The following is a 25,714-nucleotide window of genomic DNA, read 5'->3' on the forward strand; positions in this document are numbered from 1 at the left end:
GGCTGAGAGATCCTGGCCGGTGATCGCTACGGTCATCGCTGTCTCCCTGTCTTGGAGACGCCTGCGAATCACGGACCGCCGCGTCGCTCCAAGTCACAGACGAGTCAACGGTCGGGGCCGTTGGTATTACGTGCCGCGTGCTTGCCGCCGTTCAGCAACGCGGTCAGTTCTGCGCGCTCCGCCTCGCTCAGATCGACCCGGTATCGTATGTTCATTGCTGGTCCCCTGTTGTCGAGGCCAACGATGAATCGCAGCGCGGATGATTCGCGACCGGTGTTCACGCCCAAGCAGGGCCAATATCTGGCATTTATCCACGCCTACACGCTGGTGAACGGGCGCCCGCCGGCGGAGGCGGATATGATGCGGTTCTTTCGCGTCACACCGCCCACCGTCCATCAGATGGTGCTTACCCTCGAGCAGGCCGGGTGGATCTCACGCCAGCCAGGGGTTGCCCGGAGCATCGCTGTCCTGCTCGATCGCTCCGACTTGCCCGAGCTAAATCCGGGACATGCTCAACCGGTCAAAATCACTGTGACGAGGTACTAGTGGGCAAAGAGATCGTGCAGACTCGCGGCAGCGAAGAGGGACGCGAGGGCGGCCGCTCCGGCGCGGTTGGCGAAGGCGAGAGCGGCCGGCGATGCGGGCCGTCTGCGTATCAGCTCGGTAAGCGCAACAAAGATCGCGCCGCCATCGAGCATCGGCATGGGCAGGAGATTGGTGAGTGCCAGGCCAACCGAGAGGAAGGCGGTGAGCGCGATCAGCAGCAGAAATCCTGGAGCTGAGGCCGGACCCTTCAGGCCGGCGACGTCGATCGCCGTGGCCAACGGGTTCGGGCGGCCGGCGGTTCGGATCGCGCGGGCGACATCAGCCACGGTTGCTTCGGCAGCCTGCCAGGAGCGCTGCAACCCCAAAAGCACGGCTTCCCGTATGCCCACATGACGGGTTCGGAGTTCATGGCTCCAGATCCCAAGATGGCCGATTGTTTGGCCGTCCTGGTCGTGCGGCGCGAGGGCGGCGGTCAGTGCCAGCGTCTCTCGATTGCGGATAACCTCGAAGCGTACGGCAAGGTTCGGGTGGCTTTCGAGGATGGGGCGAAGATCTTCGAAGCGGACGACGGGTATGCCGTCGGCCGCGGTGATCCTATCGCCCGGCTGGAAACCCACTCTTTCGGCCGGGCTCCCGGGTTCTATGGAGCTGGCGACTGCCATAAAGGCGATCTCGCCTGTTACCCCAGCGAGGCCGGCGTAGAGGATGGCGGCGGGGATCAGGTTGGCAACTGGGCCAGCGGCCGTGACAATCAGGCGGACCAGGACCGGACCGAACCGGAATGAGAGCTGGTCGGATTGCGTGGTGTCCGCGTGCAGCGCGACGTAGCCGCCGATCGGGACGAGGGCGAGGCGCCACGTGGTGCCTCGCCGATCAATCCAGTCGATCAGCTTTGGACCGAACCCAATCGTGACCAGCCTGACCGGGCGGCGGCAGGCGCGGGCTGCGACGTAGTGGCCGAGTTCGTGGACAAGCAGGAGCAGGCCGGCCACGGCGAAGATGATGGGCAGGGCTATCGCGGCACGGGCGAGTTCGGGCATGGCAACCTCCGCCGAGGCCGAGTTGTGGCGCCCGGACCTATGAGGAGAGGAGGGGCGCGGCTTCAGAAGGTGCCGGGCGGTGCCAGTTGGCTGCCGCCGCTCGCGCCGTTTACCCAGGGCGCGGTTTCATAGCTGGGGCGGTCGTCCTGAGTGGACGGTTCGGCCGGTTTGACGATGGTGCCGTCGCGATTGAACGTCGGCGGTGTCCAGGTGGCGTTGGCTTCCCCATAGGGCGCGTAGGGATTGTAGACGGGCTGTCGGACAGGAGGGGCTTTCGGGGCGTCGTAGCTGCTCGCGGACCGGACGTTCGGCGAGCTGCAGGCCGCAAGGGCCGCGACGGCGATGAGGGGGATGAGGCGGTGCATGGCGATCTCCTTGAAGGTGATCACCATGCGGCCTCAGTCTGCGAACGGCTCTTTCTTTGCCTGTTCAGCAAAATCTTTCTTCATCGCGGCATTTGTTCGCTCGTAAGCAGCTTCCGCCTCCGCGCGCTGCCGCGCCAAGTCAGCCTCGGCCAGCTGCCGCTCGAGTTCCGCTATACGTTGTTTTGCAAGGCGCTCCAGGTTGCGGTAGTCGCGCAGCAGATTGTTGTAGTTTGCGACTGCAGCCCCGTGCCGCTCAGACAAGAACGCATAGTCGCGCCGATTGCCGAGCTGCACATCCATCATCTGTCGATGCTGCTCGCCCAACTGCATCATCAAAATGAAATCAGACATCGGCCTCCTCCTCTGGCCCGCTGGTGTCTGTCGCCGCTCGCAGGGTGGAATCCATAGCCCCCTCACCGCCCTCATCGCCAGACGGCCCAGAAATACGCCTTGGCGCATCCCCGGACAACAGCTTCATGTTTGCGCCGAGGCTTTCTCCACCCTTAACCAAGGCCCGTTGAGCTCCGCCGGCGATCTGTCCCCCGGGCGCCCAGGCCGCTTGCTGGTAGAAGGCCTCAGTATCAACCCGGTTGGCGGCGGTGAAGCCGATCAGCCGCGGCAAGTGGTGCGGCATCAGAGCGACCAAGCGGAACGACATCAACGCGGCGGTAATATGCGTCATCACGAAAATGTTCAGTAGGACGGCAACACCCAGGAAGTTGGTGACCAGCCACCCGTTGCTGAGCGCGAAGCCCGCGGCGATGCCGAAGGTCTGCCGGATCAGGTAGCTCATGCAGGCGAAGACGAAGTAGCCGAGGAACAGTCCGATCACCATCAGCGTCGGCCGAAAGACAACGTTGAACAACAGGCCCCAGCCTTCAATGGCGCGCCCGTGGAGGCCATCGCCGCCAACGGTCATGTGGGCAAGCATCCAAAGTGGCACGGCGATCATCGCCTCGCAGACGAGGATGATCCAGCCGCAAACCCCGGCCATCCACAGCACCCATGGGATCATCGGCAGCACGTAGGCAATCAGGATGCCGGGGATCATGAGTGCCAGCAGCCCGAGAAAAATCGGAACGCCAAGGAAGCTCATGACCGCATTCAGCGCGACGGATGCGGCCGCGGCACCCCAGTTGCCGGTCAGAAAGTTGAAGATGGCCGAGCCGGTCGAGATGGTGCTCGAGGACAGCAGGGCGGCGGTGCCGAAGGCGATCATCGAGGTGATGATCAGCGTCTGCCCCATGGCCATCAGCCCGCCGAACGGGTCGCGCCACATGTTGCCGGTCGGCAGGATGAAGCCGGTGATGGAGTTCAACAGCGGCGTCGTGAGGTTCATGCTCGTGAACAGTCGGGTCAGCAGGGACTGCGACTGGTTATCCTGCGCGCCAGCCAGGGTTTGCGGCATGCCAGCGGGCGGCGAGGTCGAGTCCTGGGTCTGCATCGCGATCTGCAACAAATTGAGGAAGTCCTTGCTGGCTGCTTCCAGCGGCGCGAGGTCCTGAGAGAGGGCCGGCCCGAGACCGTCATAGCTTGGCGGTGTGACCACGGGCGTGGCGGCGAGCAGCGACAGGGTGGTGGCGTTGGCCCTCGCGATCTCAAGGTAGTAGGAGCCGGCCGCCGTCCATCCGAGCGTCGATTGTTGCACCTGCCCCTGCAGCAGGTCGATATTGCCATTGCGGGCCTGCGTCGCCTGGCTCTGTAGCGCGTTGTTGATGGCGCTCTGCACGCTGGTCGCCGCCGCCGTCAGTTCGCGCGTGTAGGCCTGGGTGGAGCTGGTGAGGATGCCCTGAAGCGGCACGAGCGAGGCGACTGTCTTGTTCTGCCAGAGGTTCTGCGCGACCTGCTGCACCGGGCCCCTGATGGAGCCATTCAGGACGTCGTTGAGTGCTGCCTGCTGGATCGCTGCCATATCGACCGGCTGTCCGGCGATCGTCGCCTGGTTGCCCGCCGGCGTTTGGATCGTGACCGTGCCGCAGGCGGGCGTGCCGGACTGGTTGCCGACCGAGAGCGCGTAATTGAATGTGGAGTAGCCTCCGCCGCTCGGGTAGGTGCCGGTCACCGGCGTGGGCGGCGGAACCATGTTCGACGTGTTGGAGGCGAGGTTGACGAGGTCCGCGCAGAGCTCGTTGTTGATCAGCCCGAGGATGACCTGTTCGGTTCCGGGCACCATCGGTTGCGCGATGACGACGGCGTCGGGACCGACGGCCTGGATGGCATTCGTATAGACCACCTTCGCCATTCCGATGCCCCACATCGCGCTCTGGTAGACGAGACCCTGACCGGCGGAGAAGCCATTGCCGAGCGGGAACATCATGATCCCGGCGAAGCCGACGCGGACGACGAACATCCAGGTGTTGCCTGAGCCGAGGATCCGCGAGGACTCGGCTGCGCGGTGGATGTTCATGATGGTGCTGTAGCAGACGAAGGCCGCGGCGACGGCGGCCACGAAGCCGGTGAACTGGCCGACGATCTGGCCGATGACGGTGGCTTCGTTGCCGGTCGAAGGCGCGTTGCCTGCGCCGTACATCGGGAAGAGAGATTGCAGGACCTGCGCCGCCCAATCGTTGCCGGGATTGAGCGCAGCCCAGCTGACATTGTAGTTGGCCTGCTGCGCGAGGGCCGGTTCGGCGATCGCGAGGACAGCAATGGAAAGCAGGGCGGTTGGGAGCAAGCGCATGGCGGCCTCACGATGGTTGTCGTGAGGCTGCCAGTGTTGGATGCGAACGAAGGGGTCAGGCCCCCATGCTGGGCGATGGACTTGGCCGTGAGGTGGCTTCGGCTCCGGCAGACCGGTTGAACACGCTCTTCACGCCATCCACGGCACGTTGGAAGATCTCAGCGAGCTGTTTGGTGATGTCGTCGAGTTTGCTCATGCCATCCCGCGAGGATGGTGTTTTCCCAGCGGCCTCCCCGATCTGCGCGTCCAGGGCTTCAAACCTCGCGCCGAGGCCGGCTGCTGGCGACTTGGCAATGATCGCATCCACGGCGGTGCGGCTATCGCCATACTGAGCGAGAGCGGTTGAGGCTTTATCGTAGGCGGCCGCGAAGCCGCGATCGTGTTCGAGGGCGCTGTTGAAATGGGTCCGCAGATCGGCGAAGCGGCCGCCGGGGCGCATCTCGGAGAGGACACCTTCCATGCCGCCTGGATTGTTGCGGGCGGCTTCCCGGATGCGGCTCATGATGCCGGCGCCTTCGTTGTTCTGGAAGCCTTGGAGTGCGTCGAGCGCGGCCTGGCCGTTCTGTTCGGCCCGCGTGACCGCCTTGGAATCCTTGTCGGCGCGCAACCGCTCCTCAAAGTCCGCAAAACGTGCCTTCATCGGGGTATGGGGCGGCTCCCAGGGCGGCGATCCCGTTCCCCGGAGGCCCTCGACCGCGCCACGCATGCCGTCGAGAAGAACGTCGACGGCGGTGCGGTGGATTGTGACGCTCGCTGGTTGCGGTTGCTGGGGTGGTGACTGATGGTTGGTTTCGTTTGCCGAGCGGGTCCGGTCCGCGTCTGGCGCTGGGGCCGTGGCGGACGCCCGCTCGTGTCGAGTCGGCGTATCGCTTGAAGTCGGCCCTTCCGGCGCGCGAGGCGCAAGGCGTGCGCGGTTTTCCAGGCTCTCAATGTTGCTCATGGTCGGTGGGCGACTTTGGTCGGCGTTGGAGCCAATCTCAGCACCCGCGAGACGAATATCTCGAACCAGATTGCGATCCCCGACATTGGCGGTTGATCGCATCAACGCCTGCATGCGCTCGTTTTCGAGGCCCGGCGCTGACCCCGCGCGGTCCACCATTTCGATGCGCAATTCCGCTGGCATCGTGAGAGGCGCGCGCAAAGCCTTCTCGGTATCTTGGACGGTGTAGGCGAGTTGATGGCGGAACATAGGGTCGTTGTGGCGGGCTGGATCGCTGCCCTGACGCACGACATCCTGGATCGCCTGTGCGGTTGGCCGGTCGATCTGCGAGACCCTTCCGTAGGACAACGCAAGTGTGTCCAGCAATTCACGCGTGGGATCGCGTTGCGGCGCCTGTTGCTGGCCGGGCGTCTCCTGGCGACTGGCTTTGTCGCCGGCCGCCTCTGGCCGCTGTGGGTCGGCCTTTTGAGTGTTGTCGGTCGCGGGTCCGTCCGCCCGTTTCGGACCGTCAGACCGTTGCGTTCCGGCGTCAGGTGTGCCCGTCGCACTACGCCGCACCGTGTCGCCGGTCGTCGCTTCCGGACTCGTGGTGCCTTTCGCGTCGGCCACTGGCGCCGACAGCGGCAGTTGGGGTGGCTGAGGCGGGGGTGGTTGCGGTGGCTGGGGCTGCGGCCCTGCATCCTGTTCGGCCATGAGGTTCTCCTGTCAATTCGAGACCATTGCCGGCGCAGCCATGCGGACCGTCGGCACGAAGTTATGTTCGGCGGTTTCGGCGAGCTGCGTGGCGCCAATCGTCGTGTGCTTCATCGCTAGCTTGAAATTCTGGAACGCCAGGTAATTGCTCAGTGCCATTTCGGACGCGATCTCACGCTCGACGGCGGCGGGAGGCATACTTGCGAGGGTTGCGTTCCAGGTGACGTCGCTGATGCGGCGCTCGGCTTCGATCTGAAGGGCCTGGAACCACGACAGGTTTGCGGGCACAGGGAGGCCGAGATTGGTGAGATACTGTTGCTGTAGGGGCGTTGTCGGAATCGACGGCGACTGCATGCCGATCGCTTCGTCGACAAAGCTTTGCGCCAACGACATACGGGCGTTGAAGCTGCGTCGCTGAACCGCCGCGTCCTGCCCAGCCAGAGAATTGAGTTGGTCGCCCCGAAGAGCGGCTGGGGCTACGGGCTCAATCAGGTTGATCGCAAAGTCCTTAGCAGCGACAACGGACGCCTGGTCCGGGTAGGTGCCGGCCCCGAACAGACTGCTGGATCGTTGGTCGGCATCAGGTTTCGCGCTCACGCCATTGGAGCAAAGCCCAGCTGCCTGGTCCGTCGTGTCGCAGTAGAGTGCGATATGGTTCGCCGCGTTCGACTGAACGCCCTGCCGCGTGCCGAGATAGGAGGGCATGCCCTGCGTCGCTTCACCCCGCATGTCGTGGGTGCCAGCAAGCGTTGCCGCCAAATCGTAAGCCTGGACCGCCGCGGCTTGTGTTCCAACGCCGCCGTCGAGCGCCGTGCATTGCGTTGGACTGGGCGCTTGTTCGTCGCGGATCTGGGCTTGGCGGATGCCGAGCTGAAACTGCGACATGACGGTGTTCGATGCGTCGACGATCTGCTGCTGCGCGCCGATCTGTGCCTTGGAGTAGTTGGCGTTCTGCGTAAAGCCTTGGCGCAGAAGCGTGTTGGTGTCGCCGTAGGTGTTCAGGCCGATGGCCTTGTTGAAGTCCGAGATACCTGAGTTGATTGCGTCGTTGACGGACTTAACCGCGTTCACCGCATCGATAATGCCGACCTCCTTGGCAATGGACGCGACGTCGATGACGGGCCAGTCGGCAAGTGCCATGGGTGCATTGAACAGAACGGCTCCGACCACGATGCCGAATGCGGTCGAGCCAGCGAGGCTGAGTCTGCGCATGGTGAATGCTCCTTCAGAAGGTGCCTTGGGCGTTCGCCGGCAGCGTGTATCCGGGTGGCGCCTGAATGGTTCCGTTGATGTAGAGGCCGCTGCCGGAGCCGCCTGCGCCGATGCCGATTGAGCCGATCGGCGGACCGCCGCCGCCGAAGGTCAGCTTCGGGCACGACAATCCACCGCCCAAGCCCCCGAACCCGAAATTGATGCCGGTCAAGGTGAGGCCGCACTGCGTGGCCCCGCTCAGGAACTGGGACCAGGTCTGGTTCACGGCCTGGCAGATCTGGCTCTCGACGTTCTGCAGCAGGGTCGCCGGGTCGAGCAGGTTGGTGACGAGGTTGAGACCGGTGCCATTGAAGAAGTTGTTGAGACAGGAAAGCGTGGTGACGCTCGCCGGCCGCTGGATGGTCTGGTTATCGGCCGCGATGCGCGCTGTCGTACCGTTGGCGGCTGCCTGGACGATAGCGGTGCAGCCGACGCTGCCTGTGGTGGTCTGTTGGGCGAGCGCGGCCGCGGGGGCGCTCACGGCCATCAGGGCTGCCAGGGCGACGGTGGGTTTCATTGGAAGGCCTCCTTGTTGGCGTCGGCGATGGCGGTCCGCAGCGCTGACAGGCGCTCGAGTGAGAACATTCGCTGCAGGGTGAAGCGCCGGGAGAGCGCCCGCAGAGCCGACCGGAGGGCGAGGGCCTCGGCCGTTTCAGCGCGTGAGAGAACGGCCGGGAGTGGGACGCTTCCCGGCTCTGCGTTCTCGGCAAGGAAATGCATCAAGGCGAGCAGACGCGCCGCGCCAAGCTGGCAGAGGAGCGTTCGCAGCTCGTCCAGCGTGGCAGGGTCAGCCAGACGAGCGTGCAGACTCCCGTCGGCCCGACTCGCGAGCTGATCGAGGTCGCCGCCGAGGTCGACCAGCGCCTGTGCGTGGACCGTTGGCTCCTCGATCGCGCGGATCGGCGGGGGCCAGTCAGGCGGGACATGACCGGGGTGGAGCGCCCTCAGCCAGTCTTGCACGGCGATCGTATCGAGGTTGGGCATCGCAGCCTCCAAGGCATTTCTCGTGAGCCTGGGGTACAAAGCTGCGAATGACTTCTATCGACGAATCTCGACCGCCATCGTCGTCATGACCAGGTGCAGGCCGAGGGGCTGGACCGCGTCCCGGAGCACGTGGTTCCAGGTGTCTCCCCCTTTCCAGTTGACCAGGGCCGCTTGGTCCGCACCGGGGCCGTAGGTGATTTTCACAGCGTTTGGGACGATCTGCCGGCAGGCGAAGGCGAGGGGCACGCTTTTGCCGAACCCAAAAGCCATTTTGAATCGGGGCTTGTCGGGCGTCGGCTGTGCCTCTGCCTGGCTTTGGGTGTTCGGTTCGGGCGGGGCAATCGGCCCGGGTTGTGGGACCGCGTCCAACACCCGAGCCGGTTGCGCGGTTTTGACCACAAACTCTGCGCGCGCGTGCCCTGCCATTGTCAGGCTTACGAGAGTAGTCAAAACCAGATGTCGCATGGAACAATCCCCAAAAATCTTTGCAATCCTCCCCTTGAAAGTTGCGAACGGGGTTGCGGCACCCCCGCCGCTCAAAGGATAAGTTTGCTGCTTGGGTTACCTGGGAGGACGGACCCAAGCGCCGGGGCGGGGGCCTGCGCGGCGTCGACCGGTTCGCAGCGTGAGGCCTTCAAGTCCCTGCGTCCATTGACTGGGGAAGACGATTTTTTGCGATGAGCAAGCCCGAAGAACATGATGCTGATGAAAACGCGCTGTATGAAGCAGTTGCGATGCGCATCCGAGCCGCGCGATTGAGGGACAATCTCACGCAACAAGAATTGGCTGATCGTATACAAGCAAAGCGGTCATACATCTTCGAACTCGAAAGCGGATCCGCCAATCCGACACTGCGGACGCTGTATCGGTTGGGCAAGGCTTTTAATATCGCCCCCGCTGACCTGCTACCAGAGGCCCGTCACCCCGAGCTTAGTCATGAGAATGTAAGGACATTGACGGACAAGTGTGACGCTATTCTTTCGGTCTTGATGCGCCACAGCAACGAGGAGCGAGAGGCCGTTACAGTCTTTCGTCGCATGTTGGAGCGGCTCGCCCCTGCGATCGGGGACGCCATCCAGCCTGCCAGCCAGGAGGCGGCCCCTCACCCACCTCCGACCTGATGTCGCTCCGCAGGCGGTGAATGTTTTAACAGGCTATTTCTGTCTGGACTCGCATATTATAACTTGCTATTGCCCTTCCCGGTTGCATTGCCGGAGAGGGTGGTGTCGGTCCATTGGGAGAGCCAAGTCGAGCCTGAGGTGGCCCCGATCGTCGGGGCTGGTTGGCTGCTCTCGCTCGCTGCCGCCGCCGTTTCCCTGCCGGTCGACACCCTCCTGCGCGGCATGGTCACGGCCGGTCAGGGCGTCCATGCCATTCTCGACTACCTCGGCCTCTCGCGAATGGCGTTGGAGGCGCAAATCGTTCGGCTCGGCTTGCCGATGCCGCACGAGCGCCCCCGCCGTCGTGCCGCTGGGCGCAATCCCTGGGCGGACGAGGACGTTCGCCGCCTGATTGCCTGGCGGCTGGTCGGAATCCACCCCGAGACAATCGCCGTTCGATTGGGCCGAAGCGTCGGCTCCATACGATCGAAATCACGGCGCCTGGGTGTGCCGACGCCCGACCGTAAGGCGTTGCGGCGGCTTGACCCACGCAGTCTTCAAGATCCTCCGCCGGGTCTCTGGGCCGGGCATCACCCGGCTCAAGCCATTGAACCGACCGCAGACGACAAATGCGGGACCGCAGCGGGTGGGGCCTCCGTTAGCGGGGCGCACCACGACATTCCTGCTGAGCCCGAGGCGGCCGAAATCGTCCGCCCTGACGCCATTTTGCCCGCTCAGGGGGTTCTCGATCTGGGCAGCACCGGGGGCGGTGCGGCGCCAGTCCAGGCGGACCGCGCCCGCAGGGCTCCGCCGGTCCGGGTTTCCGGGGGATCGAAGCAAGGGCAGCGGGATCTCGGTCTGCTGCAGGTGGTTGCCGGCAAGGATACCGGCAAGGTCGAGGTGCCTGTTCCCGCAACGCACCGCGCGGTCGATCTCACAGGAGACCTGACCTGGATGGGCAAGATGGCCAATCCACAGAAAAGCGACATCTTCGTTTGGACGCTCGGCCTGCTGTTCCTGAGCGGATTGCATTGGCGGGAGATTGCCGAGCGGATTGGCCGCGAGCCGGGATCCGTTCGGTCCATGCGCACGCGCTTCGGCATCCCGATCGCGTCGGATCGACGGCTGATCACGACGGAACTGGATACGCTCCGCGGCAAGATGACCTGTGTCGTCTCCAAATACATCGTCAAACGCTGCAACGAGAGCGGCACCTATTTCTGGTGTCACCGCGATGATCGCGCCTGCAATACGGCGCCGATGGTTCGCCGCAAAAATGGCTTGCGGGACCAACGCATCGAGGGACGCAGCCCAGTCTTCCGGCTTCTCTCGCGCGCGGAAATCGATCGGCTGCCGCGCCATCTCATTGAGCCATTCGCAAACAACGAGCGGATAGTCGGCCTCGCATAAAAACCACTGAGGGTGCATCAATGCGCAATCAGGCCGCCGCCGTTTCCCGCCGTCTTTCCGATCCCGATTTCCAAGGTGCACTCGTCAACCGATGCATTCTCCTCACCCTCGGAATGGGCGCGATGATGTGTGTCTCCTTGCTCTACGACGCGTGGATGTGGACTCACCCAGTCCCGCCTCGATACTTTTTCACCGACGGTAAGCATGCGCCACGCCCGGTCGTCGGTCTCGACAGTCCGATCGTCGACGACACGCAGTTGCTGGACTGGACGGTGCAGGCGATTCTGGCACCCTATAATGTCGATTATTACAACTACCCGGTTCAGCTGAACACGGCGAGCCGACGCTTTACGTTGCGCGGTTGGAACACATTCGCCGGCAGCTTCATCGGACGTGGCAATTTCGATGAGCTGAAACGTGCGCGCCTGCTGTGTCACGCGCAGTCGCAGCGCGCGGCCGTGATCCATCAGACCAGCTACATGCAGGGCGCGCTCGCCTACCAGATCCAGGTGCCGATTACCCAGACCTGCGAGAACGCCAATCAAACGAGTTCGAACAACTTGATGATCACGGCCTTGGTCATTCGCACGAATGACGACGACCATCCTGACGGGCTGGCGATCGATCAGCTCGTCGCGGCGCCACACTGACATGGAGCGGAACACGATGAGGCGGCTGTTGGAAAAGACCGGCGAAGCGCGCCTCGGCATCCTGATCGCCGCTCTGGGTTTGGTCGGAACCGCGGTTCCCGCGCTGGCCCAGGCCCCCACAGTGCCGCCTGGCGCGGGCACCGCACAGAACGGTGCGAATGACAATCCCGCCGCGCAGAAGGCGGTGCAGGACGCCATTCCACTCACCCCGGAGATGATTGAGGCCCTGGCGCGGCGCTTTCGCGCCAACCAGCAGACGCAGGAGCAGGCCGTCACGGAAATGGCCGTGCCGGACAATCGGCAGATCAACACCTCCTTCGCCCCCGGCGGTGCGACCAGCATCATTCAGACGATCAAGGGCTATCCGACAGCGGTGTCGTTCTTCGACAGCACCGGACAGCCCTGGCCGGTGCAGTGGGACACCAACAGCAATCCCGCGGCGATTGCGGGCGGCGCCAACTGCAACGTTCAAACCAATGGGAACGCCGGCGGGCCTGCCGCCATGGCGGTCGGGTTCTTCGTTTGCGCCCCGACGAAAGGGTCGAACGTCCTCGAGATAACGCCCGTCTCGCTCGCGCCGCGCGGCGGCCTGGTGGTGAGCCTCGAAGGCGCGCCGAAGCCGCTGACGTTCCTCCTTGTCACGGGAGGCGGGCGGTATGACGCCAATCTGTCGGTCCACGTGGCCGATCGCGGGCCACACGCGAAGGTGGAGATCCTCACCCGCCCCGATGCGCCGGATACGGGTGCGCCTTTCCTGACCGGCATGTTGCAGGGCGTGCCGCCGGCCGACGCGACGCCGCTGGCTGTCGAAGGCGTTTCACCGGATGGCATCCGCGCCTGGCGCCTCGGGCGCAATGTCTATCTGCGCACGCGCTACACGCTGCTCTCGCCCGAGTGGACGGCGTCGGAAGCCGAAGGCGGCACGACGGTCTATGCCGTGCCGAGCACGCCCGTCGTTCTGTTGTCCGTCAACGGCCGGACGGTGTCGGCCCTGCTGAAGGATCCTTCCTGATGTCCGGTGTTCTGAAGATGCGTGGCGGGCCCTTGCTGAGCAGTGCGGGCCGCGCAGGGCCCCGTCGTCTTGCGGTGATTGCAATGAGCGGCACGGCCATCGTGGCATTGGTGGTTGTGGTGGCATTGAGTGGGCACAAGGCCGTGCCCGTCTCGCAGGACGCCCGCATGAAGCCGGTGGACCCGCTGCCGGGTGGGCTGCACAGCACTCCGGAGATGAACGCGCTTGGCTTCGAGGCTGATACGCAGCAGGCGCAGGCCGCACTCAAGCGGGGCGAGTCCTACACACCGGCCCTGGCACCGAGCGTGCCGATGTTTCCGTCGCCACCCGCGCCAGACCTGACGACGCCGGTCCCCACGCCTGCACCCGCACCCCAGCCTGTGCGTCAGCCGCATGCCGTGGCGCCGGTGCGTGTGGTCATGCCTCAGGAAGTCGTCGAGATGCCGACGCCGACCGTCGCACCCGCGCAGGTCATTCACGTGCAGGCCGTGGTCGATCCGAAGGCAGTCGAAGCCACCAACAAGCAGATCGGCGACCTGTTCAGCCAATGGGGCGGCCGGCTTCCGAGGACCGAAATGGTTCTCCCGCCTTCGGAGCGAGTGGACGATCCCAACGCAACCGACCCGAGTGGCAATGCGCGCGCTGGAACCACGGCGCGTTCGTCGCCAGCGGCGACCCCAGCATCGCTGCGGTCGGACGAGCGGACAGGTCGTGTGCTCGTTCCAGCGGGACGCGGCGTGTTCGCTCACCCCATTCTGGCGCTGAGTTCGGATCAGTCGAGCCCTGTCGTCATGCAGGCCGATAGCGGCCCGATCGCCGGGGACCGGATGATCGGATCGTTTTCGAAGCAGGCTGACCGGTTGGTGATCCACATCGACCGCATCATTCATCAAGGCCAGGAGATCAGTGCGGACGGCGTGGTGACGGCGCCGGATACAATGGAAGCGGGGGTCGCATCCGAGATCGACCAGCACTATGCTGAGCGATTCATTTTGCCTGCCGCCGCCGCCTTCGTTGCGGGGCTGGGGCAGGCATTGGCGACGACGAGCAATACGACCGCTGTTCTTTCGCCGTTCGGTGGCGCCACGACGAACACCAATCTGAATTTTCATCAGCAGCTCGGCGTGGCAGCCGGAGTAGCAGCCCAGCAGATCGGCAATACCCTCAATGCGCAGGCCCCGAAAGGTCCAACCATCTCGCTGGAAGCCAATGTCTCCGTCGGCGTGATGTTCCTGTCGAACGTGGTCGACAAGCGCTCGTAGCCGGCACCACGTCGTTCGCATTGAGAGGGGCGATGTTCACGCATCGCCCCTTTTTTCTGCGAGGCCGCCATGGACACGCATATTCACCCCGACCCCGGCAACACCGCGTCCGTGCCCCTTCATGTGTCGCTGCCGGAGGATGTATTCGACCTGGAGCGCGGCAAATCGGACGCGGAGACGGCAGGTGCGCCGCAGGCGCCGTCCGCGTCGCCGGAAGAGCGGCTTTCGCCCAGGGAAGAGCCGCGCCCGCCTCGTCGCCGTGGCCTGTTGCTTGGGACGGCGGCCTGCCTGCTGGTTCTGGGCATCGGTGCCGCTTGCGTCTTCTCGCCCTACAATACGGCGTATCCGGTGCCGATGATGGCGTCGACACTGCGGCAACTGGCGAACGAGGCCGGCATTGGACAGCCGGCGGTTCTGGCGCCGTCGGCGCATCTGGCGCGCGTCAATGCGCCGCCCCTGCCTCCGCCCGGCAAGCGCGAAACGTACACCCCGGCGCCGCGGAAGTCCGAGGTGGACGAGATCCTCGCGTTGAGGGCAGGTGCGCCCGCTGGCGCTTCGGCCGACACCCCGACCCCGCCCGCTCACTCGGCCGCGCCGGCTGACAATCCTGTCCCCGCCTTTCTTCCGGGAGAGCCAGGTGGACCCCCGATTTCGTCAAATCCGGCCACGATTGCAGCACAGCAACCGTCCACCGTCGCTCCGAAGCCGGAGGCCGCGACGCCCTCGCCTGCCGCCAAACCCGATTTGACCCAATCGATCGTGGCCGGCATGCGCAATCGTGATGGAGCTCCCGGAAATGGCGCGCCGGCAGCGCAGGTCGCGTCTTCCGCGGCGCCAGTTTCGCTTCGCGTACCGGAGCCCCAGAAGCCGCTGCCGGTGCGGACGCACGCTCAGACGCAGTCGCAGCCGGATACGGCCGCCGCGTCGCCGCAAGCGGATGCCGCGACATTGGCAGCGACATTGCAAGCGGCCCCGATGAGCACGCCGGAGCAAGTGCAGGTCCTCGAGCTCGTCACCCGGCTTGGCGCGCTCGTCGACGACCAGCGCAAGGAGGTAGATCAGCTGCGAGCGGATCTCGCACGGAGCCGCGTCGACGAGACGGCACGGATTGATGACTTTCAGCGGCGGCTCGCGTTCGCCGAGGCGCAACGGTCCGTGGCCAAGGCGAGCGGGGTTGCTGCCGATCCTGCGCCAGCCACTCCCATCATTCCCGTCTCCGAACCGGCAACATCGGTGGTTCGTCCGACGCTCGTTGTGGCCCGCGCGGCGTTGCCGGCCGATCCCAGCCAGCCGGTCCAACGCTATCGGGTGCAAGCGGCCTCTCCCGGGTTGGCGATGCTTGCCGCGATCGACCGGGCCGGCGACGAGAGCGCGCAGCTGCAGGTCGCACTCGGGGATACGGTGCCGGGCTATGGCCGCGTGAAGGCGGTCGTCCAGCAGGGCACCACCTGGGTCGTCAAGACCGAGCGTGGGACCATCGGCCAGTAGGAGGCAACGCAACATGCAGGGCCTGGTCAATTTCACGACGGCGATCGCCGACGGCATTTCTGTCATGCTGCCGGCGTTCTGCTATTTCATGGCGTTGTCGTGCTTCATGTTCTTCGCCTGGACGTTGTTCTCCTGGTCCCAACCGCACAGGCATCACCACCATCACTGGCACAAGCCGTGGATTCCGGTTGTCTCGATTATCATGTGCGGCGTGTTCGCGACCTTCCCGAACTTTCTGACGATGGCGAACGTGAGCATGGGCACGAACATGGTCGTGTCGATCACGCAATACACGCCGACGACGCCGCCAAACGCGGGCAACATCCTCGGCAACACGCCGCAGCAGAGCGTGCTGAACGTGGTGCAGCTGTTTCAGTATTTCTTCGAGGCCTTCGGTGCAGCCTGTGTCTTTTGGGCGCTGATGCGCTGGCGCGGTATCGTTAATGGCCATGTCCAGGGATCGCCGACCTCCTGCGGAATCCAATTCCTGTTTGGGGTATGCTGCATCAACATCGTCACAATCGCCAACGGCGTCGTCGGCATGTTCCAGACCGGCGGGTGAGTAAGGGCGACCGGGAGGGCCCAGACTGTCGTCCATATCGATTTGAGCGATTGCCTCGCGTCTATGTGCGGAAGCGAAATACGAGCACGGCCTCAAAAGGGCCGCGTTTCTTGCTCGGTCGCCGCCTCGGCGATTTCTAAAGCATAGATGGACGCACGATCCTTGAGAGGCATCGAGCGGTTCCGTCATTCGCATCCGTCTCACTCAATCTCCGACGTCGAGGGGCAGTTCCCTCGCAACCAGGAGAACCTCACGTGAGCATTTCCATCACCAGGCGCACGGCGATCGTCCGTCGCTTCAATCCGCGGGGGAAGATCCTGCCGGCGCTTGCCGGTGGGATGTCCCTCACCTTCGCGGCCATCGGCCATGCCTTCGCCCAGGCCGCTGCGCCGGCGAATAGCATCGGCGCGCAGCTCAACACGATGTCGTCCGAGGGCATCAGCGCGTCGGGCAACATTTTCACCATGGCCTGCTATGCCGCGGCCGCCCTCTGCTTCAGCATGGGCGTCTGGAAGCTGTGGCAGAGCCGGCAGCCGCAGAACCGGGAGCAGGGCCACGTGATGGCTGGCGTCGCCGGTCTGGTACTGTGCGGTCTGTTCGCGTCCGCCGGAGTGTGGGTGAACAAGGCGGCGGTCACCGGCTCGGGCGGCAACGCGACCGTCAACGACACCCCGGGCCTGGTGCAATTCGGCGCCGGCGGCTGATCCCGAAGCGGCCCGCCACTGTGTCACGTGGCGGGCCTTTTCTTTCGGAGGTAAGATGAAGCACTCACCCCTCACCTCGGGCTTCGTGCCGGCAAGCGATAGCAAGCCCGGCTCCGCGGCGATAATCGTCTTTGTGGCGTTGGCGCTGGTTTACGCCGCGAGCGGCATTCTCAATGCCCTCCAGGCTGCGGCCGTGCCCACGACAGATGTTTTGCGCGAGACCGTGCCGGTCTTGCTGCCATCTATCGCGGTCGTGACAGCGCTCTGGATCACGAAGATCTCGAACCTGTCGCTCAAGGCTCGCCGCTTCTCCCTGGCCGCGACCCTCATCGTGGCCGGCCTTATCGCCACGATCTCGACCTTTGGTCCCTGATGCCGCAGGCTTTGTATCTCGACGTGCAGGTCGGCGCGGTCGCCGACGGCGTCCCGGACGCCGCCCGCCGGTGTGCGTTCTGCGCCCGGCCGGGAGCGTTCCAGGGCCAAGACGGCGCCCAGGCCACCTGTCCTCTTTGCTGGTTGGTTTGCGACTTAGGACGGCCTCGCATCGACGAGGAAGCCCGGCTGATCTGGCTTCCCGAAGCCGGCCAGAGCGTCATCAATGTTCTTTGCCGTGAAATACACATCGAACTTTATCGCCTGCTGGAACCTCTCTGCGACGATGCTGTCCCGCGATTGGATACCGAGGCGAGCACGCGGCTTTATTATGCTCGCGTTTCACTGGCGGCCCGTGAGGACGCCGCCGTCTCCCGTCTCGGGTCGAGCAAACCCAGCGAACTCGCCGAAGCGCTGCGCCAACTACCGGCACCGATCCGCGCGCGCCAGTCCGATCTGCTGGCCGGCCTGCGTCTGCTCCCGCGAGGCCGCTTTTTCGTCGGCGACGAGGATATCTATCCGAGGGTCGTGGGTGTTTGGTCGAATGGATCAGCGGTCGAACCTCGGCCCTCCTACAACGAGGTTTCCGTGTGATGTCGTTCTTGTCGAACCTGTTCGCCGGTCTATCCCTTGCACTGAAGCAACCTCTCGAATCCTACTGCGACATCGACACGTCTCACGGCAACGCCCTGGTCACGAAGTCGGGTCATTACGTCACATGGCTGCGCGTCGACGGCATGCAGCGCATGGCCGAGCGCAAGGATTTTGATGCGATCAACGAGGCGATGCGCCTCGATCTCTCCGGCGCGCTGGAGACGCGCGGCCACGCGATCGTGGGTTGGTATATTTCGGACCCCGACGCGGCCCTGGTGGAGATCGAACGGCTGAACCTCGCCTCGTGCCGCAACATCGCACAGGAGGTTGGCCTCGATCTGCGCGACATTCTCGACGAGCGTGCCAAGCTTTGGCCCAAGCTCATGCGCTGGGAAGCCGCCTACCTCATCCTCTGGACCCGTACGTCAGTGCTGACCAGGGAGGAGCGAAAACAGCTAAAGGCGGAATATGCGGCCACTGCCAAGGAGCTCGGGGCCGTCGGGCAGACCCAGCGTGTGTTTCTGCGCAGCGAGGTGATGGCGGCGCGACATGAGGCGTTCACGACGCGCGTGCTCTCGGCACTGCGCGCGCACGACATCGCCGCCGGGGTGATCGACCCGCACGAGGCGCTCGGCGTTGCCCGGTCCGCGATGTATCGCGAGATGGCGGGTTCCGATTGGACCCCGTGCCTGCCGGGTGATCGGGTGATGGCCCGCTGCCCGGAGGAGGACGTCAAAAAGCCGAAGGCTGAGTATCTTCTCTGGCCGCCGATCCGCGAGCAGATTTTCTATGCGGACGCGGTAACGCAGGGCGGTCAGCGCGTGGATTTCGGTGACAACACTTTCGCGCCGGTCGACATGAATATTGGCCCGGAGGATCCGCGGCCATTCGTTGAACTGGCCGCCGTACTTGGCCGCGACCGCATCCCATGGCGCGCCGCGATCGTGTTGGAGGGGAGCGGGCAAGCGGCGATGCAGCTGAAGGACGTCGGCGCGAGTTTCCTGTCGATGTTTCCCGGTAACGCCGATCTGCGGCGGGCTTTCGCCTTCCTGCGCGAGGCGCGGGAAAAAGAGAACCATATCGCGGTGCGTCTCCGCGCCTCGTTTGCCACCTGGGCGCCCATCGAGGAGCCGCATAAGCTGCGGCGGCGCATGTCGACGCTGAGCCAGCGCATCGAGGGCTGGGGCAACGCCAAGGCCACGACGGTGATCGGCGATCCGCTTGAGGGGGTGATGAGCACGGCGCCCGGTCTGGCGCTGGCGTCGACCGCAAACCCTGCCCTTGCCCTGCTGGGCGACGCATTGGTCATGCTGCCCTGGAACCGCACGGCGTCGCCCTGGGAGGCTGGCAGCGTGCTCTTCCGTCGCCCTGACGGCGGCATCTGGCCGTATGACCCGGCTGGCGGACGCAAGCGGCCCCTCGTGGTCGATATCTTTGTGGCGCCACCCGGTTCGGGAAAGTCAGTGCTCGCCAACACGATCAATATTGGCCTCTGTCTCAGCACCGCGGTGATGGGCACGAACGGGGCGAAGGTGCCGTTGATCGGGAAGGCGGATATCGGGCGCTCGGCCGAAGGCTTTGTGCGCCTCATCCAGGAGGCCCTCGGTCCGCACCGCAAGCACGAGGCGGTGTTCTGCTCGCTGCAATTCGCGCCGGGCTTCGAGTTCAACATCTTCGATCTGCAGGTTGGTTGCGAGTACCCGCTGCCGCTGGAGAAGGCGTTTCTGCAGAACTTCCTGGCGTTGGCCACGCTGCCCGTTGACGAGAGCACGCCCTTCGAGGGCATGGCGCAGCTGATCTCTCTGGTCATCGACGAGGTGTATCGGAGCTGCACGGAGATCGGCGGCGGATCGAAACCTTATCGGCCCGGCCTCGATCGTGACGTAGACGAGGCGCTGCGCCGGCATCGGGTGAAGCTCGACCACGAGTCCCCCTATTGGCGCGACGTCGTCAACGCGCTCTGCGACGCTGGCGAACACCGGCTTGCAGAGCGGGCGCAGCGCCACGCCGTACCGATCCTCGAGGACCTCATCGGCGCCGTCCGATCGGACCAGATCAAGGACCAGTTCGACGCGCTGAAACTCAGCCAGACGAGCGAGAAGGCAAGCCAGATCTTCGAGCGCTACATCTCGGACCTGATCCGCCGATTTCCGACGCTGAATGCGCCGACGCAACTGGACTTCGGGCCTGCGCGCATCATCGTTCTTGATCTGCAATACGTCGCTCCGACCGGCTCCACGGCGGCGAACCGGCAAACCGAGATGATGTATCTGCTGGCGCGGCATATCCTCGCCCGCAACTTCTTCCTGCACCCGGAATATCTGGTCTACATCCCCGAGCGCGTGCGCGAGCACCACAAGAAGCGCTTTCTCGAAGCCTATGAGACGGTCAAGCGTGTTGACTATGACGAGTGGCATCGGACGCAGGGCAGCGCGCTGGTGCGCGCGCAGGCCGAACTCGATGTGCGTGAAGGCCGCAAGCACAATGTTCAGCTCGGCTTCGCATCGCAGCGTCTGTCGGACATGGGCGACGGCATCATTGCGCAATCGACCGGCCGCTTCGTGCTGGGCGCCGACGATCAGCGCGAGCGGGAGGAGATCGTCAAGCGTTTCGGACTGACGGAGGCGAGCGCCAAGATCGTGCGCAACCGGCTGACAGGTCCACGCCGGGATGGCGCTCCGTTCCTCGCCATCTTCCGCGCGGAGCAGGCGAATTACGAGCAGTTCCTGGTCAACTCGCTCGGACCGATCGAACTTTGGGCGCTATCGACCACGCCAGGCGACACCAGCTTGCGTAACCGGATCTACGACCGTGTTGGCTACTCGGAGGGCCTGCGTCGCCTGTCCAAGGTGTTCCCTGGAGGCTCCGCGATGGACGAGATCGAACGCCGCACCAAGGCTCGCCTGAAGAAGGGTGACGCGGCGGATCGCGTCGAGTCGGGCGTTGTGGACGAACTCGCGGACGAGCTGATCCGGGGCCACGGACTGGGGTTGGTCTTGCGACCCTACGAGAACCCGCGGGACCACGAATTGCCCGCCGCGGCAGAGTAGGTCCCTTGGCGACGTCCATTCATTCGGCGCGGCCACAGTCTATTCGCGTATACAGGGCTGGCGGTGGCTAGGTCAGAATTTGCAGGCCATGCTTCTGGACAATGGCCAGCAGCTTCAGGGCGACGCCGCTTGGCTTTTTGGCACCGGTTTCCCACTTCTCGACCGTGCTTTCGCTGGTGTTGAGATAGCGGGCAAAGACCGGCTGACTGACCTTGTTGCTCTCGCGGAGCTGCTTTATCGCTGCCGGCGCGATGGGCGGCGTGACGGACAGGCAGGTTTCATCAAAATCCCGCATGGTGGCTTTGTCGATCGTCCCGGCGCGATCCATCCCGGCAACCGCGCTATGGATTGCCTCGAAGGCGTCGCTCTTGAACTTCCGCCTCGCAGTCATTTGCAAATCTCCACCAGCTCTTTGGTTTCCAGTTCCTTTCCGATCTCGACGTCCGTCTTTGCGGCGTAGAGATCGGCCAATTTGCGAAACGCCTTCAGTTCGTCACTCTCGATGTTCGCCCGGTCCTGCTTCGCAAACAGGTAGGCGTAAACCCAATAGCGGCGTCCCTTGGCGACGATGATGCTCCGATGTCTGTTCTTATCCAGGCGCTTCTTGAACACACCGCCACCGAGGTCGTCCGCTTGACCCTTCCGGACCTCAGCGATGGCCTCGCAAAGCTCATCATCGTCGATGAGCGCCTTGCGCGCCGCTTTGGCGAACCAAGCAGTCTTGAAGGCCCGCGCGGTCTCGTCAGCATCAGTCATCACTTCATGTAGCACTTAGTGCTATTGAAAACAAGGTGCAGGTGCTTCCCCCGTGGGGTCGCGCTGGATCTCGCTGCGCGCAGACCGATCCGCCCTTGGCGTCTCCTTCCCGCAGGGCGACGATCGTTCTCGCGAGCGGGCTTGAAGCCCACATGAGGCCGCCGACGTCTTCGGCGAGATCTCCGTCTATCAGTCGAAAGGGTCGCGTCCCCCCTCGCTTCCGCAGCGGGAATCGCCCGGGCCGGGGCTCGGCTGCGCACGCACCACCCCGAACGGATCCCGCAGCCAGCCTCGCCGCGGTTCTTCGCCACGACGGCGAGGCCGATGGCCGAGACCATCGCGCTGCGGCGACGTGATGGAGAGATAAGACGATCTACGACAAACGGGAGAGTTGGCTGAGCGGGGTGCCGGCATTGCCGATCGGCTGGATGCGTCCATCGCCGTCGGCTGTCGCCGCTCCGCGAGGCCGGCGCGGTGACCTCTGGAGGAACGAGACAGGCTCGTTCGGCTGGAGCCTGGATCGGAGCCGCCCGAAAATGAAAAAGCCGCGTAGGGCTCATTCGCAGGAACGCGCGATAGGATCACCGCATGATGGAGGCGGGGCCGATGGCACATCTGACATTGCAGATCGGGGCGGCGATCATCGTTCCGGTAGGTCCGCGCCGGAGTGCGCGGCGGGTCGACGACTGGCGCAGACGGGCGCTACGGGAAGCGGCGCTGCTACAGCCCCAGCCCCTCGCGTGGCCCACCTCTCATCTGCTGGCGGCCCGTGTTCGTGGTCGGAAGACCGGGGGCCTGACGACCGAGGGCCTGAAGATCGGGCGTGCCCGCTTCTCGATCACGGAGCGTGCCTGATGCGACCCTTGGTTTCGGCGCTTCTCATGGCCGCTTTGCTGGGAGGGTGCGCCAACCCGGCGCATCCGGTCCCGACGACAGTTGCCACCCCAGGGATGCCAAATCCCGAAGAGGCGCTGCGGCAGAGCATCCAGCATGTCGATGCCGAGATGGCACAGCTGGGTCAGCTGACGCCCACCCAGGTCACGACCTCGGTTCCCGTCATGCCAGAGGATTTGCAGCGGCTCGTCACCTTCAAGTGGTCAGGTCCGCTGGATCAGGGTGTCGCGAAACTGGCACAGTCCGTCGGCTACACGTTCTTCGTGTCCGCGCCTCCTGGCGCTCAGCCGCTTCAGGTCGCCGTCGAGCTCACCAACGTGCCGGCCTACGAAGTGTTCAAGGCGCTCGGCGAGGAGGCCGGCACGCGGGCTGCGGTCGAGCTCGATCCTTTGCACCACCAGGTTCAGGTGATCCACCATGTCTAACTTCCGCGCCCTGCTTGCCACTGCCACGGTTTTGGCCGGACTCGCAGGCGTCATGCCGGCACAGGCCGACGACACGCTGACCTCTCCGCGGGTCCCGCCCGACCCGACATTGGATCAGGTCGAGAGCAACGTGCCCGATCTGGCCAATCCGCTGAACAAGCCGATCACAGGCGGCTCCCAGCAGCCGCTCGTGGTCGGCACGGAACCTCCCCCGTCACTGGAGCAATTGCAGGCCGCCCGGCCGGGCGACGAGCAGGGCGATGGTCTGGAACCAGGCCGCGCCGACATGGTCCGCACCGCGGCCCTGACGTATGGCGCGCAAGGCGGGCTTGCGGGTCGGAGTTTCGCGCTGAACGAGATGCTCCGCCGCCACCAGGCCGAGCTCGACAGCGCCTACGATTTTCGCGTTCTCGTCCTGCCGGTTGGTGCCGGACAAACCATGATGCGTCCGCCGATCGTCTCGGCTGCGCAGATGGCGTTCGCCCTCGGCGACAGCGCCCAGGTCGCTCGCGAAACGTCGTGCATCTACCAGATCACGCGTGAGGCGCAGCTCGCTTCCGCGCCGCCGAACTGGCGCACCTATCTCGTTCGGTCCTGGTCCAACCCGCATCGCCCTCAGGACGCTACCCTGCCTCGCACCAAGCAGGAGGCCGCCTACTGGAACAAATGGGTGGCGGAGGGTTGGGCGTCCGGGGAGAAGCAGGCGGTCGACATCTTCCTCGCCGATTTGGGCCGTCTTGAGCGCGATATCGTTGGCATGGCCCGCTACCGCGTGCTGCTGCGGGCCGGACTCGTCGAACAGCCTCGCCTCGCCTTCCAGAATGCCCCTGTGCAGGGTGGACGCGACAGCCTGCACGTAGGCGACGCCACCATCCGCATCACCGATCAGCCCGGCTTGCAGGCCAATCCGCGCCGCTGGCGGCCGGGCGCCGGGTGCCCGCAGTGAGCAGCGCGCATAGGGCAGCAGATGTTGGACGGTCGTCTCGCTGATCTCGGGCCGGGTAACCGGCCCGCCAGTACCACCGGTGTTCGCTGGCCGGATGCCGACCGTCGGGATCTGCGCTGGGTCGAAGAGGCCCGCCGTCATGCACCGGGTCTCGACGGCCTTCTCGTGTGGGCCTTCGAGTCGAACGCCTCACGCATCGCCTTCCAGAGCGGCCATCCGGTCTGGGTGCGCATTCACGGACAGAACCATCAGGTCACCGAGCGTGCGGTGGACGATTACGAATTCAGCCAGATCGTCAACCATGTCTATGGGGCCGATGGCATGGCCCGTCTGCAGATGGGCAAGGATTTCGATACCGCTTATTCGATTTCATTGAGCCGCTCGAGGCGGCTTCGCTTCCGCCTCAACGCTACCCCCACGCGCACGCCTCGCCGCGACGGCGGCAACATTGTCATGCGGCCGATCGCCGATATGCCGCCGCCACTGAGCGACCAGCTGGTCGAGCAAGGCATTCTGGACAACTACCGTCCGGGACACGGCATGGTCATCGTGTCCGGTGCAACTGGTTCGGGCAAAAGCACGCTGATCGCCGGGATGACCGTCGCCAAACTGCTCGATCCGACCGGCAACTTCGATATCATCGAGGGAGCGGCGCCGGTCGAGTTTCTGCTGGAGCGCGTGCGCGGCCCCACCTCGACGATGAACCAGACCGAGATCCCGCGCGATCTGCCAAGTTTCGCAGCCTTCGTCCGCGGTGCAATGCGACGCGAACCGACCGACATCATTGTCGGCGAATGCCGCGACTCCGAGACGATGGACGCGGCGATCCAGGCCGCGATCTCCGGTCATGTCCTGACCACCACCATTCACGCCAACAATGTTCCGCTGACGATGCAGCGCATCGCCAGCCTCTGCCCCCCGGGCGAGCGGGAAAACCTGATCTCGGCGGTGGCGCAGTCGCTGCGTCTGATCATCAATCAGCGCCTGGCGCGCTCAGCTGACGGGAAGCGCACGCCCCTGCGCGAATTTCTGGTCTTCGATGCCGAGCTGCGCAGCCAATTCCTGCGCACGGATCCAGGCGAGTGGCCCGCGCTGACCAGCCGCGCCGTCGAGGAGAAAGGCCAGTCATACCGGGCTGCTATCGCGAGCGCGGCGCGCGCGGGTCGAATCACCGAAGCCACTGCCGCTTACGAGCTACGCCAGATCGGCTGAGCACCGCAGCGTGAAAGAGGCGCTCATTCGCAGCTTCGGCGACGATGATAACCCTCAACCTGGCGAGGAGAATGCTGTCGTGATCGCTAAGTTTGCAATGCCGGAGCCTTGCTATGTGGCGTAACACCGGCCAGCCCGTGCGCGTGCTGATGCTCGATGCGCGGGCCTGCTTTCCGTTGCTTGCCGCCTGCGTCTATTGGAGCTGGACGACGCTCTATATCGCGCTCGCGGGAATCACTTTCTTCGGAGCGATCTCTTTTGCGGGCCTGACGCTGCCCGCCATGTTCCGGCTCGGGCGACGCTGGCTCGTGGGACGCACTCGGACCGCTGTGCCGGTCTGGAACCGCAGGCGCCACGCGTGAGCGCACTCGACCTCGACCGGGTGGAGCGGACCATGCAGGCGCTGCTGTCGCGCGATCCGCTTGGGGTGACGTATCATGACCGAAGCACGGGTGACGTCCTTTCCGTCAATCCTGAAGCCGCGGCGTCTCGCACGGGACTTCTCCCGGCGTTTCTCGCGGCCGGACAAGTGGTGTGGCGCGATCTGACGGGTGCCGGATTCGATCTCGATGTTGTCCGCGACCCGTCTGCGCTTTTCGGTTTCCGTGTGCGCGGCATCGGTGCGTCCAGCTTCGCGACGGTAATGCTGGCGACCATGGAGGCAACGGCGCAGGCATCGCGAGCGGGGGCGATTGTCGTCAACGACTTCAATTTGATCTGGTCGGAGGCGGCACGGAGCCGGGCGACGCCGACATCGTCCACCGGGGCGTCGCCGTGA

The 25,714-nt window shown here is 64.7% G+C and carries 29 protein-coding genes; 18 read left to right on the plus strand and 11 right to left on the minus strand.

The window, feature by feature from the left end; genetic code table 11:
• Positions 1-243: 243 nt before the first annotated feature.
• A complete protein-coding gene (locus CCS01_RS12270) occupies positions 244-546 on the plus strand; it encodes a LexA family protein (protein WP_104519108.1) in 303 nt (100 codons plus the stop codon).
• Here CCS01_RS12270 and CCS01_RS12275 read toward each other — a convergent pair.
• The 9 genes from CCS01_RS12275 to CCS01_RS35165 all read right to left on the minus strand — a co-directional run bounded on the left by CCS01_RS12275 (position 543) and on the right by CCS01_RS35165 (position 8,964).
• Positions 543-1,586 (minus strand): M50 family metallopeptidase, encoded by a 1,044-nt coding sequence (locus tag CCS01_RS12275; protein WP_104519109.1) that lies wholly within the window; start codon positions 1,584-1,586, stop codon positions 543-545. The genes CCS01_RS12270 and CCS01_RS12275 overlap by 4 nt on opposite strands.
• A 62-nt stretch (positions 1,587-1,648) precedes the next feature.
• The gene (locus CCS01_RS12280; protein WP_239992135.1) at positions 1,649-1,978 is read right to left on the minus strand and encodes a hypothetical protein; all 330 of its coding nucleotides are present in this window, start codon (positions 1,976-1,978) and stop codon (positions 1,649-1,651) included.
• Between the two features lie 6 nt (positions 1,979-1,984).
• Positions 1,985-2,302, minus strand: a complete 318-nt coding sequence (locus CCS01_RS12285) for a hypothetical protein (protein ID WP_104519110.1) — start codon at positions 2,300-2,302, stop codon at positions 1,985-1,987.
• Positions 2,295-4,631 (minus strand): DotA/TraY family protein, encoded by a 2,337-nt coding sequence (locus tag CCS01_RS12290; protein ID WP_104519111.1) that lies wholly within the window; start codon positions 4,629-4,631, stop codon positions 2,295-2,297. Before CCS01_RS12290 ends, CCS01_RS12285 begins: the two co-directional genes overlap by 8 nt.
• A gap of 55 nt (positions 4,632-4,686) precedes the next feature.
• The gene (locus CCS01_RS32745) at positions 4,687-6,264 is read right to left on the minus strand and encodes a hypothetical protein (protein ID WP_146101707.1); all 1,578 of its coding nucleotides are present in this window, start codon (positions 6,262-6,264) and stop codon (positions 4,687-4,689) included.
• Positions 6,265-6,276: 12 nt separating this feature from the next.
• A complete protein-coding gene (locus CCS01_RS12300; protein WP_104519113.1) occupies positions 6,277-7,476 on the minus strand; it encodes a hypothetical protein in 1,200 nt (399 codons plus the stop codon).
• A 13-nt stretch (positions 7,477-7,489) separates the two neighbouring features.
• Positions 7,490-8,032, minus strand: coding sequence for a hypothetical protein (locus CCS01_RS12305; protein WP_104519114.1), 543 nt, complete (start codon positions 8,030-8,032; stop codon positions 7,490-7,492).
• Entirely contained in the window at positions 8,029-8,499 is a 471-nt protein-coding gene (locus tag CCS01_RS12310) for a hypothetical protein (protein WP_104519115.1), read from the minus strand. The genes CCS01_RS12305 and CCS01_RS12310 overlap by 4 nt, the downstream gene beginning before the upstream one ends.
• 54 nt (positions 8,500-8,553) lie before the next feature.
• Complete coding sequence (locus tag CCS01_RS35165) at positions 8,554-8,964, minus strand: hypothetical protein (RefSeq protein ID WP_239992136.1); 411 nt, start codon at positions 8,962-8,964, stop codon at positions 8,554-8,556.
• 212 nt (positions 8,965-9,176) lie between these two features.
• Between CCS01_RS35165 and CCS01_RS12320 the strand changes: the two genes are divergently transcribed.
• The 11 genes from CCS01_RS12320 to CCS01_RS12375 all read left to right on the plus strand — a co-directional run bounded on the left by CCS01_RS12320 (position 9,177) and on the right by CCS01_RS12375 (position 20,703).
• Positions 9,177-9,620: a helix-turn-helix domain-containing protein gene (locus tag CCS01_RS12320; RefSeq protein ID WP_104519116.1), complete on the plus strand. Its 444-nt coding sequence runs from the start codon at positions 9,177-9,179 to the stop codon at positions 9,618-9,620.
• A 138-nt stretch (positions 9,621-9,758) separates the two neighbouring features.
• Positions 9,759-11,009: a hypothetical protein gene (locus CCS01_RS32750; protein WP_146101708.1), complete on the plus strand. Its 1,251-nt coding sequence runs from the start codon at positions 9,759-9,761 to the stop codon at positions 11,007-11,009.
• 20 nt (positions 11,010-11,029) lie between these two features.
• Positions 11,030-11,659, plus strand: coding sequence for a DotI/IcmL/TraM family protein (locus tag CCS01_RS12335; protein ID WP_104519119.1), 630 nt, complete (start codon positions 11,030-11,032; stop codon positions 11,657-11,659).
• On the plus strand, positions 11,601-12,671 hold the full coding sequence (locus CCS01_RS12340) for a DotH/IcmK family type IV secretion protein (RefSeq protein WP_239992137.1): 1,071 nt from the start codon (positions 11,601-11,603) through the stop codon (positions 12,669-12,671). The genes CCS01_RS12335 and CCS01_RS12340 overlap by 59 nt, the downstream gene beginning before the upstream one ends.
• Positions 12,671-13,933 carry a DotG/IcmE/VirB10 family protein gene (locus tag CCS01_RS12345; protein ID WP_104519120.1) on the plus strand — a complete coding sequence of 421 codons (1,263 nt, stop codon included), beginning with the start codon at positions 12,671-12,673 and terminating at the stop codon, positions 13,931-13,933. Before CCS01_RS12340 ends, CCS01_RS12345 begins: the two co-directional genes overlap by 1 nt.
• A gap of 69 nt (positions 13,934-14,002) precedes the next feature.
• Complete coding sequence (locus CCS01_RS12350) at positions 14,003-15,421, plus strand: hypothetical protein (RefSeq protein ID WP_104519121.1); 1,419 nt, start codon at positions 14,003-14,005, stop codon at positions 15,419-15,421.
• Positions 15,422-15,434: 13 nt separating this feature from the next.
• Positions 15,435-15,983, plus strand: coding sequence for a hypothetical protein (locus CCS01_RS12355; protein ID WP_104519122.1), 549 nt, complete (start codon positions 15,435-15,437; stop codon positions 15,981-15,983).
• Between the two features lie 254 nt (positions 15,984-16,237).
• Entirely contained in the window at positions 16,238-16,687 is a 450-nt protein-coding gene (locus tag CCS01_RS12360; RefSeq protein WP_239992138.1) for a hypothetical protein, read from the plus strand.
• A gap of 55 nt (positions 16,688-16,742) precedes the next feature.
• Complete coding sequence (locus tag CCS01_RS12365) at positions 16,743-17,060, plus strand: hypothetical protein (RefSeq protein ID WP_104519123.1); 318 nt, start codon at positions 16,743-16,745, stop codon at positions 17,058-17,060.
• Positions 17,061-17,071: 11 nt separating this feature from the next.
• On the plus strand, positions 17,072-17,653 hold the full coding sequence (locus tag CCS01_RS12370) for a hypothetical protein (protein ID WP_146101709.1): 582 nt from the start codon (positions 17,072-17,074) through the stop codon (positions 17,651-17,653).
• Positions 17,653-20,703, plus strand: a complete 3,051-nt coding sequence (locus tag CCS01_RS12375; protein ID WP_104519125.1) for a secretion protein — start codon at positions 17,653-17,655, stop codon at positions 20,701-20,703. Before CCS01_RS12370 ends, CCS01_RS12375 begins: the two co-directional genes overlap by 1 nt.
• 67 nt (positions 20,704-20,770) lie before the next feature.
• Here the strand turns inward: CCS01_RS12375 and CCS01_RS12380 are convergent, their stop codons facing one another.
• Positions 20,771-21,094 carry a helix-turn-helix domain-containing protein gene (locus tag CCS01_RS12380; RefSeq protein WP_104519126.1) on the minus strand — a complete coding sequence of 108 codons (324 nt, stop codon included), beginning with the start codon at positions 21,092-21,094 and terminating at the stop codon, positions 20,771-20,773.
• A complete protein-coding gene (locus tag CCS01_RS12385; RefSeq protein WP_104519127.1) occupies positions 21,091-21,459 on the minus strand; it encodes a type II toxin-antitoxin system RelE/ParE family toxin in 369 nt (122 codons plus the stop codon). Before CCS01_RS12385 ends, CCS01_RS12380 begins: the two co-directional genes overlap by 4 nt.
• Before the next feature lie 588 nt (positions 21,460-22,047).
• Between CCS01_RS12385 and CCS01_RS33645 the strand changes: the two genes are divergently transcribed.
• The 6 genes from CCS01_RS33645 (at position 22,048) to CCS01_RS12410 (ending at position 25,714) form a co-directional block, all read left to right on the plus strand.
• Entirely contained in the window at positions 22,048-22,314 is a 267-nt protein-coding gene (locus tag CCS01_RS33645; RefSeq protein ID WP_158258358.1) for a hypothetical protein, read from the plus strand.
• Positions 22,315-22,340: 26 nt separating this feature from the next.
• On the plus strand, positions 22,341-22,778 hold the full coding sequence (locus tag CCS01_RS33650) for a DotD/TraH family lipoprotein (protein WP_158258359.1): 438 nt from the start codon (positions 22,341-22,343) through the stop codon (positions 22,776-22,778).
• The gene (locus CCS01_RS12395; RefSeq protein WP_104519129.1) at positions 22,771-23,724 is read left to right on the plus strand and encodes a type IV secretory system conjugative DNA transfer family protein; all 954 of its coding nucleotides are present in this window, start codon (positions 22,771-22,773) and stop codon (positions 23,722-23,724) included. Before CCS01_RS33650 ends, CCS01_RS12395 begins: the two co-directional genes overlap by 8 nt.
• Before the next feature lie 21 nt (positions 23,725-23,745).
• Positions 23,746-24,936, plus strand: a complete 1,191-nt coding sequence (locus CCS01_RS12400) for a type IV pilus twitching motility protein PilT (protein ID WP_104519130.1) — start codon at positions 23,746-23,748, stop codon at positions 24,934-24,936.
• A 113-nt stretch (positions 24,937-25,049) separates the two neighbouring features.
• Positions 25,050-25,298 carry an IcmT/TraK family protein gene (gene icmT / locus CCS01_RS12405; protein WP_104519131.1) on the plus strand — a complete coding sequence of 83 codons (249 nt, stop codon included), beginning with the start codon at positions 25,050-25,052 and terminating at the stop codon, positions 25,296-25,298.
• Positions 25,299-25,330: 32 nt separating this feature from the next.
• The gene (locus CCS01_RS12410; protein ID WP_146101710.1) at positions 25,331-25,714 is read left to right on the plus strand and encodes a hypothetical protein; all 384 of its coding nucleotides are present in this window, start codon (positions 25,331-25,333) and stop codon (positions 25,712-25,714) included.

The sequence above is a fragment of the Rhodopila globiformis genome, assembly GCF_002937115.1.
GTDB lineage: Bacteria > Pseudomonadota > Alphaproteobacteria > Acetobacterales > Acetobacteraceae > Rhodopila > Rhodopila globiformis.

What these genes read in the sequence shown, in the direction of transcription:
- CCS01_RS12270 (WP_104519108.1), top strand. Translation starts at nt 244, where the DNA reads ATGAATCGCAGCGCGGATGATTCGCGACCGGTGTTCACGCCCAAGCAG.
- CCS01_RS12275 (WP_104519109.1), bottom strand. Translation starts at nt 1,586, where the DNA reads ATGCCCGAACTCGCCCGTGCCGCGATAGCCCTGCCCATCATCTTCGCC.
- CCS01_RS12280 (WP_239992135.1), bottom strand. Translation starts at nt 1,978, where the DNA reads ATGGTGATCACCTTCAAGGAGATCGCCATGCACCGCCTCATCCCCCTC.
- CCS01_RS12285 (WP_104519110.1), bottom strand. Translation starts at nt 2,302, where the DNA reads ATGTCTGATTTCATTTTGATGATGCAGTTGGGCGAGCAGCATCGACAG.
- CCS01_RS12290 (WP_104519111.1), bottom strand. Translation starts at nt 4,631, where the DNA reads ATGCGCTTGCTCCCAACCGCCCTGCTTTCCATTGCTGTCCTCGCGATC.
- CCS01_RS32745 (WP_146101707.1), bottom strand. Translation starts at nt 6,264, where the DNA reads ATGGCCGAACAGGATGCAGGGCCGCAGCCCCAGCCACCGCAACCACCC.
- CCS01_RS12300 (WP_104519113.1), bottom strand. Translation starts at nt 7,476, where the DNA reads ATGCGCAGACTCAGCCTCGCTGGCTCGACCGCATTCGGCATCGTGGTC.
- CCS01_RS12305 (WP_104519114.1), bottom strand. Translation starts at nt 8,032, where the DNA reads ATGAAACCCACCGTCGCCCTGGCAGCCCTGATGGCCGTGAGCGCCCCC.
- CCS01_RS12310 (WP_104519115.1), bottom strand. Translation starts at nt 8,499, where the DNA reads ATGCCCAACCTCGATACGATCGCCGTGCAAGACTGGCTGAGGGCGCTC.
- CCS01_RS35165 (WP_239992136.1), bottom strand. Translation starts at nt 8,964, where the DNA reads ATGCGACATCTGGTTTTGACTACTCTCGTAAGCCTGACAATGGCAGGG.
- CCS01_RS12320 (WP_104519116.1), top strand. Translation starts at nt 9,177, where the DNA reads ATGAGCAAGCCCGAAGAACATGATGCTGATGAAAACGCGCTGTATGAA.
- CCS01_RS12335 (WP_104519119.1), top strand. Translation starts at nt 11,030, where the DNA reads ATGCGCAATCAGGCCGCCGCCGTTTCCCGCCGTCTTTCCGATCCCGAT.
- CCS01_RS12340 (WP_239992137.1), top strand. Translation starts at nt 11,601, where the DNA reads ATGACGACGACCATCCTGACGGGCTGGCGATCGATCAGCTCGTCGCGG.
- CCS01_RS12345 (WP_104519120.1), top strand. Translation starts at nt 12,671, where the DNA reads ATGTCCGGTGTTCTGAAGATGCGTGGCGGGCCCTTGCTGAGCAGTGCG.
- CCS01_RS12350 (WP_104519121.1), top strand. Translation starts at nt 14,003, where the DNA reads ATGGACACGCATATTCACCCCGACCCCGGCAACACCGCGTCCGTGCCC.
- CCS01_RS12355 (WP_104519122.1), top strand. Translation starts at nt 15,435, where the DNA reads ATGCAGGGCCTGGTCAATTTCACGACGGCGATCGCCGACGGCATTTCT.
- CCS01_RS12365 (WP_104519123.1), top strand. Translation starts at nt 16,743, where the DNA reads ATGAAGCACTCACCCCTCACCTCGGGCTTCGTGCCGGCAAGCGATAGC.
- CCS01_RS12375 (WP_104519125.1), top strand. Translation starts at nt 17,653, where the DNA reads ATGTCGTTCTTGTCGAACCTGTTCGCCGGTCTATCCCTTGCACTGAAG.
- CCS01_RS12380 (WP_104519126.1), bottom strand. Translation starts at nt 21,094, where the DNA reads ATGACTGCGAGGCGGAAGTTCAAGAGCGACGCCTTCGAGGCAATCCAT.
- CCS01_RS12385 (WP_104519127.1), bottom strand. Translation starts at nt 21,459, where the DNA reads ATGACTGATGCTGACGAGACCGCGCGGGCCTTCAAGACTGCTTGGTTC.
- CCS01_RS33645 (WP_158258358.1), top strand. Translation starts at nt 22,048, where the DNA reads ATGATGGAGGCGGGGCCGATGGCACATCTGACATTGCAGATCGGGGCG.
- CCS01_RS33650 (WP_158258359.1), top strand. Translation starts at nt 22,341, where the DNA reads ATGGCCGCTTTGCTGGGAGGGTGCGCCAACCCGGCGCATCCGGTCCCG.
- CCS01_RS12395 (WP_104519129.1), top strand. Translation starts at nt 22,771, where the DNA reads ATGTCTAACTTCCGCGCCCTGCTTGCCACTGCCACGGTTTTGGCCGGA.
- CCS01_RS12400 (WP_104519130.1), top strand. Translation starts at nt 23,746, where the DNA reads ATGTTGGACGGTCGTCTCGCTGATCTCGGGCCGGGTAACCGGCCCGCC.
- icmT (WP_104519131.1), top strand. Translation starts at nt 25,050, where the DNA reads ATGTGGCGTAACACCGGCCAGCCCGTGCGCGTGCTGATGCTCGATGCG.
- CCS01_RS12410 (WP_146101710.1), top strand. Translation starts at nt 25,331, where the DNA reads ATGCAGGCGCTGCTGTCGCGCGATCCGCTTGGGGTGACGTATCATGAC.